This window comes from Streptomyces sp. S465, assembly GCF_026898115.1.
In the GTDB taxonomy this organism is placed as follows: domain Bacteria; phylum Actinomycetota; class Actinomycetes; order Streptomycetales; family Streptomycetaceae; genus Streptomyces; species Streptomyces luomodiensis.
In genome coordinates, this window is sequence record NZ_CP114036.1 from 2,855,336 (window position 1) to 2,871,396 (window position 16,061).

At 73.1% G+C, this 16,061-nt stretch carries 15 protein-coding genes and 1 riboswitch; of the genes, 9 read left to right on the forward strand and 6 right to left on the reverse strand.

Going from position 1 to position 16,061, the window contains the following annotated elements; translation table 11 throughout:
* Window positions 1-162 precede the first annotated feature (162 nt).
* On the forward strand, window positions 163-1,173 hold the full coding sequence (locus N6H00_RS12320; protein ID WP_268971695.1) for an LLM class F420-dependent oxidoreductase: 1,011 nt from the start codon (window positions 163-165) through the stop codon (window positions 1,171-1,173).
* Between the two features lie 64 nt (window positions 1,174-1,237).
* The gene (locus N6H00_RS12325) at window positions 1,238-1,531 is read left to right on the forward strand and encodes a hypothetical protein (RefSeq protein ID WP_268971697.1); all 294 of its coding nucleotides are present in this window, start codon (window positions 1,238-1,240) and stop codon (window positions 1,529-1,531) included.
* A gap of 252 nt (window positions 1,532-1,783) precedes the next feature.
* Here the strand turns inward: N6H00_RS12325 and N6H00_RS12330 are convergent, their stop codons facing one another.
* The 3 genes from N6H00_RS12330 to N6H00_RS12340 form a co-directional block, all read right to left on the reverse strand.
* A complete protein-coding gene (locus N6H00_RS12330; protein ID WP_268971698.1) occupies window positions 1,784-2,884 on the reverse strand; it encodes a prenyltransferase in 1,101 nt (366 codons plus the stop codon).
* Entirely contained in the window at window positions 2,881-3,624 is a 744-nt protein-coding gene (locus N6H00_RS12335; RefSeq protein WP_268971699.1) for a class I SAM-dependent methyltransferase, read from the reverse strand. Before N6H00_RS12335 ends, N6H00_RS12330 begins: the two co-directional genes overlap by 4 nt.
* A gap of 107 nt (window positions 3,625-3,731) precedes the next feature.
* Window positions 3,732-5,069, reverse strand: a complete 1,338-nt coding sequence (locus N6H00_RS12340; RefSeq protein WP_268971700.1) for a glycosyltransferase family 4 protein — start codon at window positions 5,067-5,069, stop codon at window positions 3,732-3,734.
* Window positions 5,070-5,481: 412 nt separating this feature from the next.
* On the opposite strand from N6H00_RS12340, the gene N6H00_RS12345 reads away from it, so the two are divergent.
* Window positions 5,482-6,096, forward strand: a complete 615-nt coding sequence (locus tag N6H00_RS12345) for a TetR family transcriptional regulator (RefSeq protein ID WP_268971701.1) — start codon at window positions 5,482-5,484, stop codon at window positions 6,094-6,096.
* Window positions 6,097-6,407: 311 nt separating this feature from the next.
* Window positions 6,408-7,028, forward strand: a complete 621-nt coding sequence (locus N6H00_RS12350; protein WP_268976938.1) for a response regulator transcription factor — start codon at window positions 6,408-6,410, stop codon at window positions 7,026-7,028.
* Between the two features lie 872 nt (window positions 7,029-7,900).
* Here N6H00_RS12350 and N6H00_RS12355 read toward each other — a convergent pair.
* Both N6H00_RS12355 and N6H00_RS12360 read right to left on the reverse strand, forming a co-directional pair.
* Window positions 7,901-8,134, reverse strand: a complete 234-nt coding sequence (locus tag N6H00_RS12355) for a ferredoxin (protein WP_268971702.1) — start codon at window positions 8,132-8,134, stop codon at window positions 7,901-7,903.
* Window positions 8,134-9,600, reverse strand: a complete 1,467-nt coding sequence (locus N6H00_RS12360; protein ID WP_268971703.1) for an aldehyde dehydrogenase — start codon at window positions 9,598-9,600, stop codon at window positions 8,134-8,136. The genes N6H00_RS12355 and N6H00_RS12360 overlap by 1 nt, the downstream gene beginning before the upstream one ends.
* A gap of 112 nt (window positions 9,601-9,712) precedes the next feature.
* Between N6H00_RS12360 and N6H00_RS12365 the strand changes: the two genes are divergently transcribed.
* Both N6H00_RS12365 and N6H00_RS12370 read left to right on the forward strand, forming a co-directional pair.
* Window positions 9,713-10,789, forward strand: a complete 1,077-nt coding sequence (locus tag N6H00_RS12365) for an MBL fold metallo-hydrolase (protein ID WP_268971704.1) — start codon at window positions 9,713-9,715, stop codon at window positions 10,787-10,789.
* Between the two features lie 139 nt (window positions 10,790-10,928).
* Window positions 10,929-12,476 carry a cytochrome P450 gene (locus N6H00_RS12370; protein WP_268971705.1) on the forward strand — a complete coding sequence of 516 codons (1,548 nt, stop codon included), beginning with the start codon at window positions 10,929-10,931 and terminating at the stop codon, window positions 12,474-12,476.
* A 93-nt stretch (window positions 12,477-12,569) separates the two neighbouring features.
* Here N6H00_RS12370 and N6H00_RS12375 read toward each other — a convergent pair whose 3' ends face one another.
* On the reverse strand, window positions 12,570-13,034 hold the full coding sequence (locus N6H00_RS12375; RefSeq protein WP_268971706.1) for a protein-tyrosine phosphatase family protein: 465 nt from the start codon (window positions 13,032-13,034) through the stop codon (window positions 12,570-12,572).
* 125 nt (window positions 13,035-13,159) lie between these two features.
* Between N6H00_RS12375 and N6H00_RS12380 the strand changes: the two genes are divergently transcribed.
* From N6H00_RS12380 to N6H00_RS12390, 3 genes are all read left to right on the forward strand, one after another.
* On the forward strand, window positions 13,160-13,732 hold the full coding sequence (locus N6H00_RS12380; protein ID WP_268971707.1) for a GNAT family N-acetyltransferase: 573 nt from the start codon (window positions 13,160-13,162) through the stop codon (window positions 13,730-13,732).
* Window positions 13,733-13,752: 20 nt separating this feature from the next.
* Window positions 13,753-13,827, forward strand: a riboswitch (cobalamin riboswitch).
* A 167-nt stretch (window positions 13,828-13,994) separates the two neighbouring features.
* On the forward strand, window positions 13,995-15,308 hold the full coding sequence (locus N6H00_RS12385) for a prenyltransferase/squalene oxidase repeat-containing protein (protein ID WP_268971708.1): 1,314 nt from the start codon (window positions 13,995-13,997) through the stop codon (window positions 15,306-15,308).
* A 14-nt stretch (window positions 15,309-15,322) separates the two neighbouring features.
* On the forward strand, window positions 15,323-16,018 hold the full coding sequence (locus N6H00_RS12390; RefSeq protein ID WP_443073208.1) for an SCO2322 family protein: 696 nt from the start codon (window positions 15,323-15,325) through the stop codon (window positions 16,016-16,018).
* Window positions 16,019-16,061 lie beyond the last annotated feature (43 nt).

A 16,061-nucleotide genomic window follows, 5' to 3' on the forward strand; every position in this document is an offset into this window, starting at 1 on the left:
CCCCTGACGCGGCGCGTCCCCTGACGTGACGCGACTCCACGGCCCCTCGCCCGAACCATCGGGCGAGGGGCCGTTGCCATGTGCGCCCCGGGCCCGTACAGTCCGCCGGACCGACGGCGCGTCAGCCGCACCGTCGGTCCGGCGGACGGGGAAGGGGCTCGTATGCGGCTCGGTCTGGCGCTCGGCTACTGGGGCCGTGGCCCCGACCCCCAGCACCTCGAACTCGCCCGGGAGGCGGAGCGGCTGGGCTACCACTCGGTGTGGACCGCCGAGTCCTGGGGCTCGGACGCCTTCACCCCGCTCACCTGGCTCGCCGCGCACACCAGCCGGATCCGGCTCGGCACCGCGGTCGCGCAGATGGCCGCCCGTACCCCCACCGCCACCGCGATGCAGGCGCTCACCCTGGACCATCTCTCCGGCGGCCGGATGATGCTGGGCCTGGGGCTGTCCGGTCCGCAGGTGGTCGAGGGCTGGTACGGGCGCCCGTTCCCGAAGAGCCCGCTGACCGCGACCCGTGAGTATGTCGAGGTGATCCGGCAGGTGCTGGGCCGGGCGGCGCCGGTGCGGCTCGACGGGCGCTACCACGCGCATCCGTACACCGGCCCGGACGCCACCGGGCTCGGCAAACCCCTCAAGTCCATCGTCCATCCGCTGCGCGCCGACCTCCCGGTGCTGCTGGGGGCGGAGGGGCCCAAGAACATCGCGCAGACCGTGCGCATCGCCGACGGCTGGCTGCCGCTGTACTGGTCGCCGTCGCGTACGGAGCTGTACCGGGCCGCGCTGGCCGACGCCCGGGACGGCTTCATGGTGGCGCCGATGGCGCAGGCCCGGGTGTGCGCCGATGTCGCCGAGGGGCTGAAGCCGGTGAAGGCGATGCTCGGCTTCTACATCGGCGGTATGGGCCACGCGGCCCGTAACTTCCACGCCGATCTGATGGGCCGCTTCGGCTACGAGGCCGAGGCGCGCCGGGTGCAGGAGCTGTTCCTGGCGGGTCGGCGCGCCGAGGCGATCGACGCGGTGCCGGACGCCTTCGCCGATGAGATCTCGCTGGTCGGGCCGCGTGAGCGGATCGCGGAGCGGCTGGAGCTGTGGCGGCGGGGCCCGATCACGGATCTGCTCGTACTCGCCCCGGACCCGGAAACCCTGCGGGTACTGGCGGAGCTGACGGGCTGAACGCCTCGTACGGGTGTGCGGCCGCGCCGGGTTTGGCTCCGCTTCGGGCGGCAACACGTGAGGCATGTCACGAAGTTATCGCCACGGAAGCAATCAGGCGGCGACCGTCGTGGCGGTCGTCGCGGACGTCATGGCCGTCATCCTCGGCCTCTGGATCCTGTTCGCCCTTCTCGACGCCAACCGCGCCAACGACCTCGTGACGGTGGTCCACGACGCGGCGAGCTGGCTCGCGGGCTGGTCCCATGACCTGTTCACGATGGACACGGACTGGCTCCGCACCGTCCTCAACTACGGCCTGCCGGCCGTGGTGTACCTCTTCGTCGGCCACGCCATCGCCGGGCGGCTCCGCCGCGGTTAGCCCCGATGGCGGTGACTGCGGGGTGGGAGTGGGCAGCGGGCAGCGGACATGCCGTAGCGGCGGCCTCTCGCCGTAGCGGACCCAACCGCACCCCGGGCGTCCGGTCGCGGCACCAAGCGCACGGTCCCGATGCCAAGCGCACGATCGCGGCACCAAGCACACCGCCCTGACCTCAAGCACACGGTCGCGGCACCAAACACACGGCCCTGACCCCAAGCACACGGTCACGACGCCAAGCACACGGCCGCGACGCTACGCGCAGCAGTCCGAGTCCAGCCCGCGCGGCAGGCCCTCGCCGCCGAAGACGGCCGTGGTCGCCTCGTCGCCGCCCAGCGCCGCCACGGCGAGCAGCAGCGACCCGGCCGTCCAGGTGGTCCGCTCCTCCGGCCAGACCGCGTCGTCCTCGAAGACGTAGCCCGTCCAGTACATCCCGTCCTCGGCCCGCAGCCGCGGCTGGATCCACCTGAGGATCTCCACCGCGCGGTCGGACTCCCCCATCGCCCAGAGTGCGAGCGCCAGTTCGCAGCTCTCGCCGCCGGTGACCCAGGGGTTGGGGGAGACACAGCGCACCCCGAGCCCCGGGACCACGAAGCGGTCCCAGCCGGCCTCGATGCGCTCCTTGGCGGCGGCGCCGGTGAGGGCGCCGCCGAGGACCGGGTAGTACCAGTCCATCGAGTAGCGGTGCTTGTCGAGGAACCGTTCGGGGTGGTGGCGTATGGCGTGGCCGAGCAGTCCCGCCGACAGCTCCCAGTCGGGCTGGGGCTCCTCGCGGTGCTCGGCGATGGCCAGGGCGCAGCGCAGCGCCTGGTAGACGGAGGAGGAGCCGGTCAGCAGGGCATCGGTGTCGACGGAGCCGTCGGCGCGGCGCCGCCAGCCGATCTGGCCGCCGCTCTGCTGGAGCGCGAGGACGAACTCGACGGCCGCGAAGACGGTGGGCCAGATGGTGTCGAGGAAGGCGTCGTCGCCGGTGGACAGGTAGTGGTGCCAGGCGCCGACCGCGACGTAGGCGCAGAAGTTGGACTCCCGGCCGCGGTCGGTGGGGTCGGTGGCGGCCACGCCGTCGGGGGTGTCGGGGTAGGCGGCGTACCAGGAGCCGTCGGGGTTCTGGTGCTCGGCCAGCCAGCGGTAGGCGGCCGCGGCGCGCTCGTGCTCGCCCGCCGCGTCCAGCGCCATCGCGGCCTCGGTGTGGTCCCAGGGGTCGAGGTGGTGGCCGCGGAACCACGGGATGGCGCCGTCCGCGCGCTGGACTGCGGCGATGCCCTCGACCGTGCGCACCACCTGCTCGGGGTCGAGCACCCCGGGCAGTGCGAGCCGTTCGGTACGGGGGCCGGGGCGCGGTCCGAGCGCCGTCACGCCTGGCCCTCGCGCGGGGCGTGGGGCTTGGTGGCGTAGGCCACGAAGCTCTTGCCGATGACCGGGTTCAGCGCGCGTTCGGCGACCCGCGTGGCCAGCGGCTTCTTCATGATGTCCCACACCAGCAGCTTGTGGTAGGCGCGCACCGGCAGCGGCGCCTCGTCACCGTCCTTGTCCACTCCGAAAGCGCACTTGAGCCACCAGTAGGGGCTGTGCAGCGCGTGTGCGTGGTGGGTGCCGTACGGCCGCAGTCCGGCCTCGCGCATCTTCTCCAGCAGCTCATCGGCGCGGTAGATGCGGATGTGGCCGCCCTCGACCTCGTGGTACGCGTCCGACAGCGCCCAGCAGACCTTCTCGGGGCCGTAGCGCGGCACGGTGACGGCGATCCGGCCGCCGGGCCTGAGCACCCGCACCATCTCGGCGAGCACGCCCTTGTCGTCCGGTATGTGCTCCATCACCTCGGAGATGATGACCACGTCGAAGCTGTCGTCGGGGAAGGGCAGGGCGAGGGCGTCGCCCTCCATGGCGGTGGCCGTGGCGCCCGCCGGGGCCTCCCCGGCCTCCTTCATGGCGGCGAACCACTTGGCGACCTCGCGTATCTCGTCGCCGTTGCGGTCGAGCGCGACGACCTGGGCGCCGCGCCGGTAGCACTCGAAGGCGTGCCGGCCGGCACCACAGCCGAGGTCGAGGACGCGATCGCCGGCGGCGAGGGGGAAGCGGGAGAAATCGACGGTCAGCACGGGGGTCTGCTTTCGTCCGGCGGGATCGTGGGGCGGGGGTAGGCGGAGTAGGGGGCAGGGGCCGGGGCGCGGGCGGCGGGGGCCGGGGCGCGGGTCCACGGCACGGGTCAGCGGCGGGCGGCCCGTGCGGACGCGCCGATGGCCTCGCGGTACCGCTCGACGGTGCCGCGGGCGGCCTGTTCCCAGGTGAAGCGCCGCAGCACCCGCTCACGGCCGGCCGCGCCCAGCCGGCGTCTGAGGTCGGCGTCACCGAGCAGCCGGGTCAGGGCCGTTGCGAGCGCGTCGGCGTCGCCGGGCGGCACGGCCAGGCAGGTCTCGCCGTCCGCCCCGGCGACCTCGGGTATCGCACCGCCGGTGGTGGCGACCAGGGGGGTGCCGGTGGCCATGGCCTCGGCGGCGGGCAGCGAGAACCCCTCGTACAGCGAGGGCACACAGGCGATCTGGGCGCCGCGCACCAGGTCCACCAGTTCGGCGTCGCTGATGCCCTTGACGAACTCGACGGCGCCCTCGAGCCCGTGGCGGGCCATGGCGGCGGCCACCGGCCCCTCCTGTGGCCGCTTGCCGACGACCACCAGATGGGCCTCGGGGGTGCCGGCGCGGACCTTCGCGAGCGCCTCGATCAGATACACCAGGCCCTTGAGCGGCACATCCGCGCTGGAGGTGGTGACGATGCGTCCGGGGATCACCGGGACGGCGGGGTCGGGCGAGAACAGTGCGGTGTCCGCGCCGATGTGCACCACATGGATCCGGTCCGGCCGCACCCCGAGGTCCTCGACGATCTCCCGTCGGGAGGAGCCGGAGACGGTGAGCACCGAGGGCAGCCGCCGGGCCACCCTCTTCTGCATCCGGGTGAAGCCGTACCAGCGGCGCACCGACAGGCGCCGCTTGAAGCCATCGGCGGCGTCCAGCTCCAGCTGCCGGTCGACGGTGATCGGGTGGTGGATGGTGGTCACCAGCGGGAAGCCGATCCGCTCCAGGCCCAGCAGCCCGTATCCCAGGGTCTGGTTGTCGTGGACGACGTCGAACTGGCCGGGGCGCGCGGCGAGATGGCGGCGGGCGCGCAGGCTGAAGGTGAGCGGCTCGGGGAAGCCGCCGGTCCACATGGTGGAGACCTCCAGGGCGTCGATCCAGTCCCGGTACTCCTCGCGCCGGGGGGTGCGGAACGGATCGGGCTGGCGGTAGAGGTCGAGGCTGGGCAGCTCGGTGAGGGTGACGCCGTGTTCGGCGTCGAGCACCGGATACGGCTGGGCGCCGATGACCTCGACGGTGTGGCCGAGCCGGGCGAGCTCCCGGGAGAGATGGCGCACATAGACGCCCTGGCCCCCGCAGAATGGATTCCCCTTGTAGCTGAGCAGCGCGATGCGCAGCGGACGTTCGTCGGGGGCGGTGGGGGGCACTGCTCGCAGCGGGTCGGCCCCGGTCTCCTGCGCGGCCTCTGCGGTCACTCGCGCCCCCTCCTTGGTGCAGTTCAGCGGGAGCGTATCCGCTTCCGTTCAGCTAGAACAAGTTTCACTAGCGCATCGCCTGAGGAGTCTCGAAGATACCCGCCCCGGACGGTCTCTCCAGGACCGGGGCAGGTGATCCCTACCACTCGGTAGCCGGTGCGCCGGGGCGACGTTGACGACGGACGAGTCCACCGGGCCGACCGCCCACCGGCCCGGCCGCGCACACCGCGCGCACCGCGCACACCGCACGGCAGCAACCTGCCCCAACTGCGCGGACACGGGTGCTTCGGGCAGGTCCCGCGCTAGCCTAGAACGAGTTCCAGTGGCTCACAGGCCCGGTTCCGGTCCTGCCGCCATGCACGATGTCCGCTTGCCGCCGACCCGCAGACGCAATACCTCCGAAGTGGGACATATGACCGCAGAAGTCAAGCCGGCCACCCTTCAGCTGACCGAGCGGCAGGAGGCGCGCCGCCGACGCATCCTGCACGCCAGCGCCCGGCTGGCCAGCCGGGGCGGCTTCGACGCGGTCCAGATGCGCGAGGTCGCCGAGAACTCCGGCGTGGCGCTCGGCACCCTCTACCGCTACTTCCCCTCCAAAGTGCATCTGCTGGTCGCGACGATGCAGGACCAGTTGCAGCACATGCACGAGACGCTGCGCAAGCGGCCGCCGACCGAGGACGAGCCGGCCGCCCGGGTCGCCCAGACCCTGATGCGCGCCTTCCGCGCCCTCCAGCGCGAACCCCATCTGGCCGACGCGATGGTGCGCGCCCTGACCTTCGCCGACCGGTCGGTCAGCCCGGAGGTGGACACGGTCTCCCGGCTCACCACCGCGATCATCCTCGACGCCATGGGCCTGCCGGACGCCCCGACGGCCGAGCAGCTCTCCGCGGTCCGGGTCATCGAGCACACCTGGCATTCGGCACTGATCACCTGGCTCTCGGGGCGCGCCTCGATCGCCCAGGTCAAGATCGATATTGAGACCGTCTGCCATCTGATCGACCTCACGGCTCCCGCTCCGGCCCGCTAGCCGGGCGGATCGCGCACCGGCACGCACGGAACACCCACCGATCGCACACCCATCGCACACCCGTCACACACCGACCACGCACCGATCACACATAACTCGCGCACCCACCACACACGATGTGCACATAGGGGCGCACGGGCCAAACTCTGCGCCCCTTAAAGCCTCCGGGTGTGGTTTGTGCGCCCTTGCGCCCCCTCTTGGCTCAAATTCCGCGTTCACGCCCTGCCCAATCCCGGTATTCATGAACGGCGCGCGACAGAGCCACAACGGCGCGCAACAAGAGAACAGCATCGTGGGGGGTGGAGAAATTCGTGATCCGGTTACTTCTGGTACACGATTCAGGTCTATTACGGTCGGCCCTGGCCTCTTTACTAGGGACCGAACCGGACATCGAGGCGGCCGCGTGCTCCTGGCGCGACGCGCGTAGCAGAGCCCGTTCCTTACAACCGCATGTGTGCGTGGTGGACGCGGACTGCCCGGCCTCCGACCGGGCGGACCGAAAAGGCGAGTTGGGGAAGATCGTGGCCTCCGTCTCCGGGGAGGGCGGTGAGTGCGGACTGCTGGTGCTGGTCAACGCGGAGCGACCGGGTCCGCTGCGCCGCGCCCATGAGGCCCGCGCGCTCGGCTACGTCGACAAGGACGCCCCGCCACAGCGGCTGATCGAGGCGATCCGGCAGGTGGCGAGGAAGGAGCGCTATGTCGACGAGGCCCTGGGCTACGGCTTCCTCCAGGCGGCCGAGATCCCGCTGACCGAACGCGAGCTGGGCGTGCTGTCCCTGGCCGCCGACGGCGCCTCCATCCCGGAAATCGCCCGCACGCTCCACCTGTCCACCGGGACGATACGCAACTACCTGGCCGCGATCACCCGTAAGACCGGTGCGCGCAACCGCGTGGACGCCATACGCATATCCCAGGTCGCGGGGTGGGTCTGACCGGGACCGGCGACGACCCGAGGACGCCGGTCGGGGTGGTGGTCATGGCGCCGGTCGGGGTGGCTGTCGGAGCGCCGGTCGCGGTGGCGGTCGGGGCGCTGCTCAGGGTGGCTCTCGGGGCGCCGGTCGGGGTGGCGGTCGGGGCGCTGCTCGGGGTGGCTGTCGGAGCGCCCGTCGCGGTGGCGGTCGGGACGCCGGCCAGGGTGCCCGTCGAGGCGGCGTCTTCGCGATGCCGGTCGGGGTGGCCATCGGGACGCCCGTCGAGGTGGGCTCTTCGCAACGCCGATCGCAGCGCCAGTCAGGGCGCCGATCGGGATGCCGGTCAGGGCGCCCGTCGGGGTGGCGCTCCTCGCAACGCCGATCGCAGCCCGACCGGGACACCGGCCAGGACACCCCGCCGGGGTGGCATCTTCACACAGCCGATCGCAGCGCCGATCGCGACGCCAGTCGCAGCCCGGCCGGGACACCGGATGGCGACCTTCGCAACGCCCATCGGAACACCGGCAGGGTGGCGGTCAGGACGCCCGTCGGGGCGGCGCTCCTCGCAACGCCGGGTCGCAGCCCGACCGGAACACCGGCCAGGACAACCCGCCAGGGTGGCATCTTCACACAGCCGATCGCGACGCCGATCGCGACGCCAGTCGCAGCCCGGCCGGAACACCAGACGGCGACCTTCGCAACGCCCATCGGAACACCGGCCAGGGTGGCGATCGGGACGCCCGAGGTGGGCTCTTCGCAGCGCCGGTCGCAGCCCGGCCGGGGCACCCGTCGTGGCGCCCGCCTGCGCGCCCGTCGCAGCGCCCGTCGTGGCGTCGGCCGGGGCGCCCGCCGGCGCACCCGTCGCAACACCCACCGGCGCACCCCTCGTGGCGCTATTCGTCGGGGGGAAAGACTTGCTCACCCGTGTCCGCCAGCCGGATGGCGATTGCCTCGACCGGACAGCCCTCGGCCGCCGTCAGCACCGGCTCGGAGGCGTCGGCCTCCGGCTCGGTGGGATGCGCCTGCCGCGCCCCGTCGAGCCGGAAGGCGCCGGGGGCGGTGGCGGCGCACATCCCCGAGCCGATGCACACGCCGCGGTCCACCTCGATCCGCCAGCGGTCCCCCATCAGCCCGGCTCCCCGTCCCAGCCCTGGGGCAGGTGGATCATCTTGTGCTCCAGATAGGCGGAGAACCCCTCCGGGCCGAACTCCCTGCCCAGACCGGAGTTCTTGTAGCCGCCGAACGGCCCGAGCATGTCGAGGCTGAAGGTGTTGACGGAGTAGGTGCCGGTGCGGACGCGCCGCGCGAAGTCGATGCCGTGCCCGACGTCCGCCGTCCATACGGAGCCCGACAGACCGTAGTCGGAGTCATTGGCGATCCGGGCCGCCTCCTCCTCGTCGCCGTACGGCAGCAGACAGATGACCGGGCCGAAGATCTCCTCACGGGCGATCCGCATGCCGTTGCCGACGTCGCCGAAGAGCGTGGGCTCCACGTACCAGCCGGTCTCCGGGGCCCTTGGGCGGCCGCCGCCGGTCAGCACCTTGGCGCCCTCGCGCTGCCCCAGCGCGATGTAGTCCAGCGACCGCTTCTGCTGCCGCCGTGCCACCAGCGGCCCGACCTGGGTGGCCGGGTCCAGGGGGTCGCCGACGACCAGGGCGGAGGCGGCGGCCACCAGACGCGCGGCGATCTCGTCGTAGTGGGCGCGCGGCGCGAGGATACGGGTCTGGGCCACGCATGCCTGTCCGTTGTTCATCCAGGCGTTGGGCACGATCCCGGCGACGGCCGTCTCCAGGTCCGCGTCCGGAAGGATCACCGCGGCCGATTTGCCGCCCAGTTCCAGCGTGACCCGGGTCAGTTGGCGCGAGGCGACCTCCATCACTCGTTTGCCGGCCGCGACCGAGCCGGTGAACGACACCTTGTCCACGCCCGGGTGGCCCACCAGATACTCGCTGACCTCGCGGTCGGCCGGAAGGATCGACAGCACCCCCTCGGGCAGCCCCGCCTCGGCCACGATCTCCGCAAGGAGGTAGGAGTCCAGCGGCGTCTCGGGCGACGGTTTGAGGATCACCGAGCACCCCGCGAGCAGCGCGGGCGCCAGCTTCGCGGCGGCCACGAACTGCGGCACGTTCCACGGCACCACGGCCGCGACCACCCCGACCGGCTCCCGCCGCACCAGCAGCGGGCCGAGCACCCCGGCCCGCCGCTCCTCGTAGACGAAGTCGCGGGCCACGGTGATGGCCGCATCCCACACCATCATCGCGCCCAGCGCCTGGGCCAGGACGCTCCAGGAGTACGGGGAGCCGTTCTGCGCGCTGATGACCCGGGCGATCTCCTCGTGGCGTACGGCGATGGCGTCCTTGATCCGGGTGACCACCGCGATCCGCTCGTCCAGGCTCGTCCGGGCCCAGGGCCCCTCGTCGAACGCCGTCCGCGCCACCGCGACCGCCCGGTCCACATCGGCCCGGGAGGCGTGCGGCACCCGGCCGATGACCTCCTCGGTGTGCGGCGAGACGACCTCGATCACGTCCGTACCGGCCGGATCGGCCAACGCGCCGCCGATGAAGAGCTGTCCGTGCTCGATGAGGTCGCTCATCGTCGAGCCTCCCGCCACTCGCCCCGATCTGACGCCGAATCTGACGCAGCATCAGAACTGATACCAGTTGCGGTTATAGTGGGCAATGCTTGTGTCGAGGAGAGGGGCGCCGATGGCGCGGGGGAGTCAGAGGACGCAGGTAGCGCGGGTGACGGAGCACGGCGGCGGGGTGTGGAGCATCCCGGTCCCGATCCCCGACAACCCGCTCGGGTACACCCTCGTCCACCTCCTCGACACCGACCGCGGCCCGGTCCTGATCGACACCGGCTGGGACGACCCCACCGCCTGGGACACCCTCACCGCCGGGCTCGCCGCGTGCGGCGCCTCCGTCTCCGACGTCCACGGCGTCCTCGTCACCCATCACCACCCCGACCACCACGGGCTGTCCGGCCAGGTGCGGGAGGCGTCCGGTGCGTGGATCGCCATGCACGCCGCCGACGCCGAGGTCGTCCGCCGCACCCGCGAGGCCGAGCCCACCAGCTGGCTCGACTACCTCGCCGAGAAGCTCGCCGTCGTCGGCGCCCCCGAGGGCCACCTGGCCCCGCTGCGCGCGGCCCGCGCCTCGGGCCGCGCGGCCGCCCTCCCGCGCAGCCGCCCCGCCCAGCCCGACCGCGAGATCGTCCCCGGTGAACTCCTCGATCTGCCCGGCCGCCGGCTGCGCGCCATCTGGACCCCCGGCCACACCCCCGGCCATGTCTGTCTGCACCTCGAAGAGACCCACCCGGCGGCCGGCGAGGGCACACCCGGCCACGGCCGGCTCTTCTCCGGCGACCATCTGCTGCCCGAGATCAGCCCGCACATCGGGCTGTACGAGGACCCCGACGACGCCACCGTCACCGACCCCCTCGGCGACTACCTCGACTCCCTCGAACGCGTCGCCGCCCTCGACCCGGCCGAGGTGCTCCCCGCCCACCAGTACGCCTTCACCGACGCCCCGGGCCGGGTGCGGGCCCTGCTGCGCCACCACGAGGAGCGGCTGGCGGGGCTGCGTACCCTGCTGGTCGACGCGCCGCTGACGCCGTGGCAGCTGGCCGAGGCCATGGAGTGGAACCGCCCCTGGGCCCAGATCCCGCACGGCTCCCGCACCATCGCGGTCTCGGAGGCGGAGGCGCATGTGCGCCGGCTGGTGAAGCTGGGCAGGGCGGAAGCGGTGCCGGGCAGCAATCCCGTGCGGTACCAGGCGATATGAGTGACGCATGAGGGTGCCGGTCTTTCCGGCCGGGGACTAGGGTCCTTCTTCCGGATCTCCACGGCGTCGCGGAGCTCCGGAAGCAGGACCCCAGCCTTACCCGGCCTGGCCCACACACCCCGTACCAGCAGGAGCACGCGTGACGAGCCCCACCCGCGATTCCGCCCCCACTCCAGGTCCGGCAGCCGGCCCGACACCGCCCCCGGGCTGCCCCGCGCACTCCGGCCAGGCCCCGGCCGGGGGACGGCTCGAGTCGCTGCACGGCCCCGAGTTCGCCGCCGACCCGGCCGCCACCTACGCGCGGCTGCGGGAACACGGGACCATCGCCCCCGTGGAGCTGGCACCCGGCGTCACCGTCTCGCTCGTCACCGGCTACCGGACCGCGCTGGACATCCTGCGCAGCCCCGAGACGTACTCCAAGGACGCGCGCCACTGGCAGGCCCTCTCCGACGGCACCATCCCCCTGGACAACCCCGTGGTGCCGATGATGATGTACCGGCCGAACGCGCTGTGCAGCGACGGCGAGGCGCATGGCCGGCTGCGGTCGGCGATCTCCGACACCCTCGATCGGCTGGACATCCACGCGCTGCGCCGCTACGTGGAGCGGAGCGCCGACTTCCTCATCGACCTCTTCGGCCCCAAGGGCGAGGCGGATCTGCTCAAGGAGTACGCCGCCCGGCTCCCCCTGCTGGTCTTCAACCAGCTCTTCGGCTGTCCGCCGGAATTGAGCGACCGGCTCGTCAGGGCGCTCTCGGCGCTCTTCGAGATCACGGAGGACTCCGAGCAGGCCAATACGCTGCTGGCGGAGACACTCTTCGAGCTCGTCGCCCGCAAACGGGCCGAGCCGGGACCGGACATGACGTCCTGGCTGATCGCCCATCCCGCTCAGCTCACCGACGAGGAGCTGGTCCACCAGATCGTCGTCCTCGTCGGCGCGGGTACCCAGCCCCAGCAGAACCTGATCTGCAACGGGCTGTTGCTGCTGCTGTCCGACGAACGGTTCGCGGGCGCTCTGACGGGCGGCACCATGCTGATCGAGGACGCGCTCAACGAGATGCTGTGGAAGGACCCGCCCCTGGCCAACTTCTGCGTCCACTACCCGCGCCGTGACGTGACGGTCGACGGACACCGGCTGCCCAAGGGCGAACCCGTCGTCATCAGCCTGACCGCCGCCAACAATGACCCGTACCTGCTGGCGAACCGGCGCGGCAACCGGGCCCATCTGGCGTGGAGCGCGGGCCCGCACACCTGCCCCGCGAAGGACCCGGCCCAGGTCATCGCCTCCGTCGCCATCGAGAAGCTCCTCGACCGCCTTCCCGACCTCGAACTGGCCGTGCCGGTCGAGCAGTTGGAGTGGCGGCCCGGCCCCTTCCACCGGGCCCTGGCCTCGCTGCCGGTGCGCTTCCCGCGGACCGCCGCCAAGTCCGATGAGGCGCTGGCCGAGATGGCCGCCGCGGCGAGCGCGATCGGCGCCGGGGCCGTGCTGGGCACGGCGCCCGCGGCCGCCACACCCGCCGACGGGGAGAACCCGCCGCAGGACGGTCCCGGTGAGACCGCGTCCGCGCCGGAACCGGACACGGCAGGCCCCGGCACGGCGGCCACCGGCACGGCAGCGGAACCCGGCGCCGGGCACGAGGCCCGGCGCCGCTGGTGGACGTCCCTGGCCCAGTGGTGGCGCCGCGGATAGCCGAGAGGCGGCCGATACGACTGCCGGCCGGCCCGTTCGGTCCCGGTCGGCCCGTTCGGTCCCGGCCGCTCCCGGTCGGTCCGGTCGGCCAGGTCAGCCCGGCTGAGCAGGCCCCTCGGCGTGGTGGGAGGGGTCGAAGCGGGTGACGAAGCGCCGCTGCCAGGGCGTCTCGACCGCGCGCCGTGAGTAGTGCTCGCGGACGTACGCCACCGCCTCCCGGCCGGGCACCCCGTCCAGCACCGCGAGACAGGCGAGCGCGGTGCCGGTGCGGCCCTGGCCGCCGCCGCAGGCCACCTCGACGCGCTCGGTCCCGGCCCGCTCCCATGCCTCGCGCAGCGCGCCGGCGGCGGCGAAACGGTCCGAGGGCAGCCGGAAGTCCGGCCAGCGCACCCAGCGGTGCTCCCACTCCACCGCCGGTGGGCGGCGGCCCAGCAGATAGAGCGCGAAGGTGGGCAGCAGCCCCTCCGGAAGTGGATGGCGCAGCCCCCGCCCCCGGATGAGCCGGCCCGACGGCAGCCGCAGCACACCCGCCCCCGTGGGCTCCCAGGTATGGGTCATGGGGGCGAGGCTATCGAGAAGCCTTTCTTCCGTGTTCCGGATGCCGGAACCCGCGGCGCGGGCTGAGACGGCGTTATCGGTATCGGATTGCCGGGCCGGTGGGCGACCGCATAGCGTCGCGGCGCATGACACCGACGCTGCGCACCGCGCGCCTGCTGCTCGAGCCGTACCGGCCCGAGGACGAGGACGCCTTCGTGGCGCTGTTCCAGGACCGGCGGGTGTCCCGCTGGATGGGGGACGGGAGGCCCGCCCCGGAAGCCGAGGACCGGGCGCTGTTCGGGCGGGTCTTCAGCAAGGTCTACGCCCGGCGGCTGTTCGACGTCCGGGCGGTCCGCGAGGACGGCCGGTACGTCGGCCACGCCGAGATCAAGCCGGCCGAGGCCGTCGGCGGCCACGAGATCGTCTACGCGCTGGTGCCGGAGGCGTGGGGGCGCGGCCTGGGAACGGAGCCGGCCGTGGCGGTCGTCGGCCACGGCTTCGGCGCGCTCGGGCTGAACGAGGTGCACGCCACGGTCACGGCGGCCAACGGCGCGTCGCTGGCGCTGCTCACCCGGCTCGGGTTCGCGCACAGCCGCGACATCGAGGAGGACGACGGCACCGTGACGCGCTGCCTCACCCTCGTCCGGGGCGACCGGCAGCGGCGGGCCGGCGAGGGTGGCCGAGGGCGGTCGACAAGTCGCCGCATAAACTGTCCGTAAACTTCATACGCGTCCGATCGGGGGAAGCCGGTGCGATTCCGGCGCTGACCCGCAACCGTGAGCGCGCCCCGCGGGGCGTACGAGCCGGAACACCCGGGCGGGCGCGACGACGCAGGCTCCCGCCGCCGGAGGACCGGCGGCGGCACCGTCGAGGTATGCGGAGCTGAGCCGGGTGCCAGCCGTGTCGCGGAGCGTTCCGCGGACGGATGGACGGCCGTGCGCGGCTGCGTACGCCCGTCCACCGACCGAGAGGCACCAAGCCATGAACATACGCCGCAGCGTGGCGGCCCTTTCCCTGTGCGCCGCCCTGGGCGTGGCCGCCGCGCCTGCCGCCGTCGCCGACGACGGGTCGGCCGGGCGTCCCGAGGGGCTGTACGGCGCCAAGGACCCGACGTTCGACGGGGTGTGGCGGCAGTCGCTGGCGCTCCTCGCCCAGGACGCGGTGGGCGTCACCCCGGCGAAGTCGGCCATTGACTGGCTGGCCGGGCAGAGTTGCGCCGACGGCGGTTTCGCGGCGTACCGCGCGGACACCTCGAAGGCGTGCGACCCGAAGAAGGGCGAGTTCACGGACGCGACCTCGGCGGCGGTCCAGGCGCTGGCCGCGGTGGGCGGGCGCGCCGAGGTCGTGGAGAAGGGCATCGGCTGGCTGAAGCGCCACCAGAACGACGACGGCGGCTGGGGCATGAACCCGGGCGGCCCGAGCGACGCCAACTCCACCTCGGCCGCGATCGGCGCCCTGGCCGCCACCGGTCAGGACCCGGCGGAACTGACCTCGGGCTCGGGCGAGGACGGCAAGACCCCGTACGACGCACTGCTCGGCCTGCAACTGGACTGCTCGGCGAAGGCGGAGGAACGCGGGGCGTTCGCGTACACGGCGGCCAAGGGCAAGCCGGTCGCCAACGAGCTGGCCACCGCGAGCGCCGCACTGGCCGCCCAGGGGAAGGGCTTCGTCTTCGAGACCGTCGGCAAGGACAACGGCGCCGACCCCGAGCCGCTGAGCTGCACGAACGGAAAATCGGACGGAAAGACGGACGGAGAGACGGACGGAAAGGGCAAGGCGGGTACGCCGAAGGCGGCCGCCGAGGCCGCGCTGGCCCATCTGTCCCGCGTCATGTCCGACACCGGCGCGCACCTGAAGTCCGCGCTGCCCGGCGCCGAGGACCAGCCCGACTTCAGCGGCACCGCCGACGCGATCGTGGCGCTCGCCGCCGGGGAGCACAGCGCGGTCGCGGGCAAGCCCCTCCAGTGGCTCCAGGGCAAGGACAGCGGCACGGCGGCCTGGGCCAAGGGCGATCCGGGCGCGCTCGCCAAACTGATCCTCGCGGCCCACGCGGCCGGAGCCGACCCACGCGACTTCGGCGGCGCCGACCTCGTACAGCAGCTGAACGCCACCGGGCCCAAGCCCGAAGCGACGGCCGCGGGCGCGGAGTCGGGCGCGGACGGGGACGGCAAGAGCGAGGAGAAGAAGGACGACAGCGGCGGGATCGGCGGCGTCTGGTGGACCGTAGGGGTCTGCGCGATCGCCGGTGTGGGCATCGGCTTCCTGCTCAGCGGCCGAAAGAAGCAGCAGCTTTGACCCCGCGCACATACCTGGCCCCGACCTCCCGCGCATACACGGCCTCGGCCCAGCGCACCCGCGTGGCCCGGTTGCTGCTGCCCGTCCTCGTCCTGTGCGCGGTGCTCGGCGCCGCCCCGGCGCAGGCCGCCGACGGGTATCGCTACTGGTCGTTCTGGCAGCGGGGCGGGGACCGTGGCGGCTGGACCTATGCCGTCCAGGGGCCCTCGTCGGCGCGGCCCGCCGACGGCGACACGATCGGATTCCGGTTCGCGGTCAGCGAGGACTCCGACGACGCCACCCGGCCGCGCGGCACGGCCGACTTCGCCGCCGTCTGCGCCAGCACCCCGGCCAAGGGCGGTACCAAACGGGTCGCGGTGGTCCTCGACTTCGGCACGGCCGCCGACGCGCCGGACCACCGGACCCCGCCCGCGCCCCGTACGGAGTGCGCCCGGGTCGGCGAGGACGCGACCGCCGGGGAGGCGCTCGCGGCGGTCGCGAAGCCGCTGCGCTACGACTCCGCCGCACTGCTGTGCGCCATCGCCGGATATCCGGAGTCGGGTTGCGGTGAGAAGGTGAGCACCTCCGTGGACGCCCACGCCGTCCCGAAGGGCGACGGCGACACGGCGGACGGCGACTCGGGCCCCTCCGCCGGGCTGATCGGCGGGCTGGCCGCCGTCGTCCTGCTCGGCGCCGCGGCGGTGTGGCAGGCGCGCCGCCGTCGCGCATGAGGACCCGGATGAGCGCGCGGGTGAGTGCGCGGATGGGGCTGCG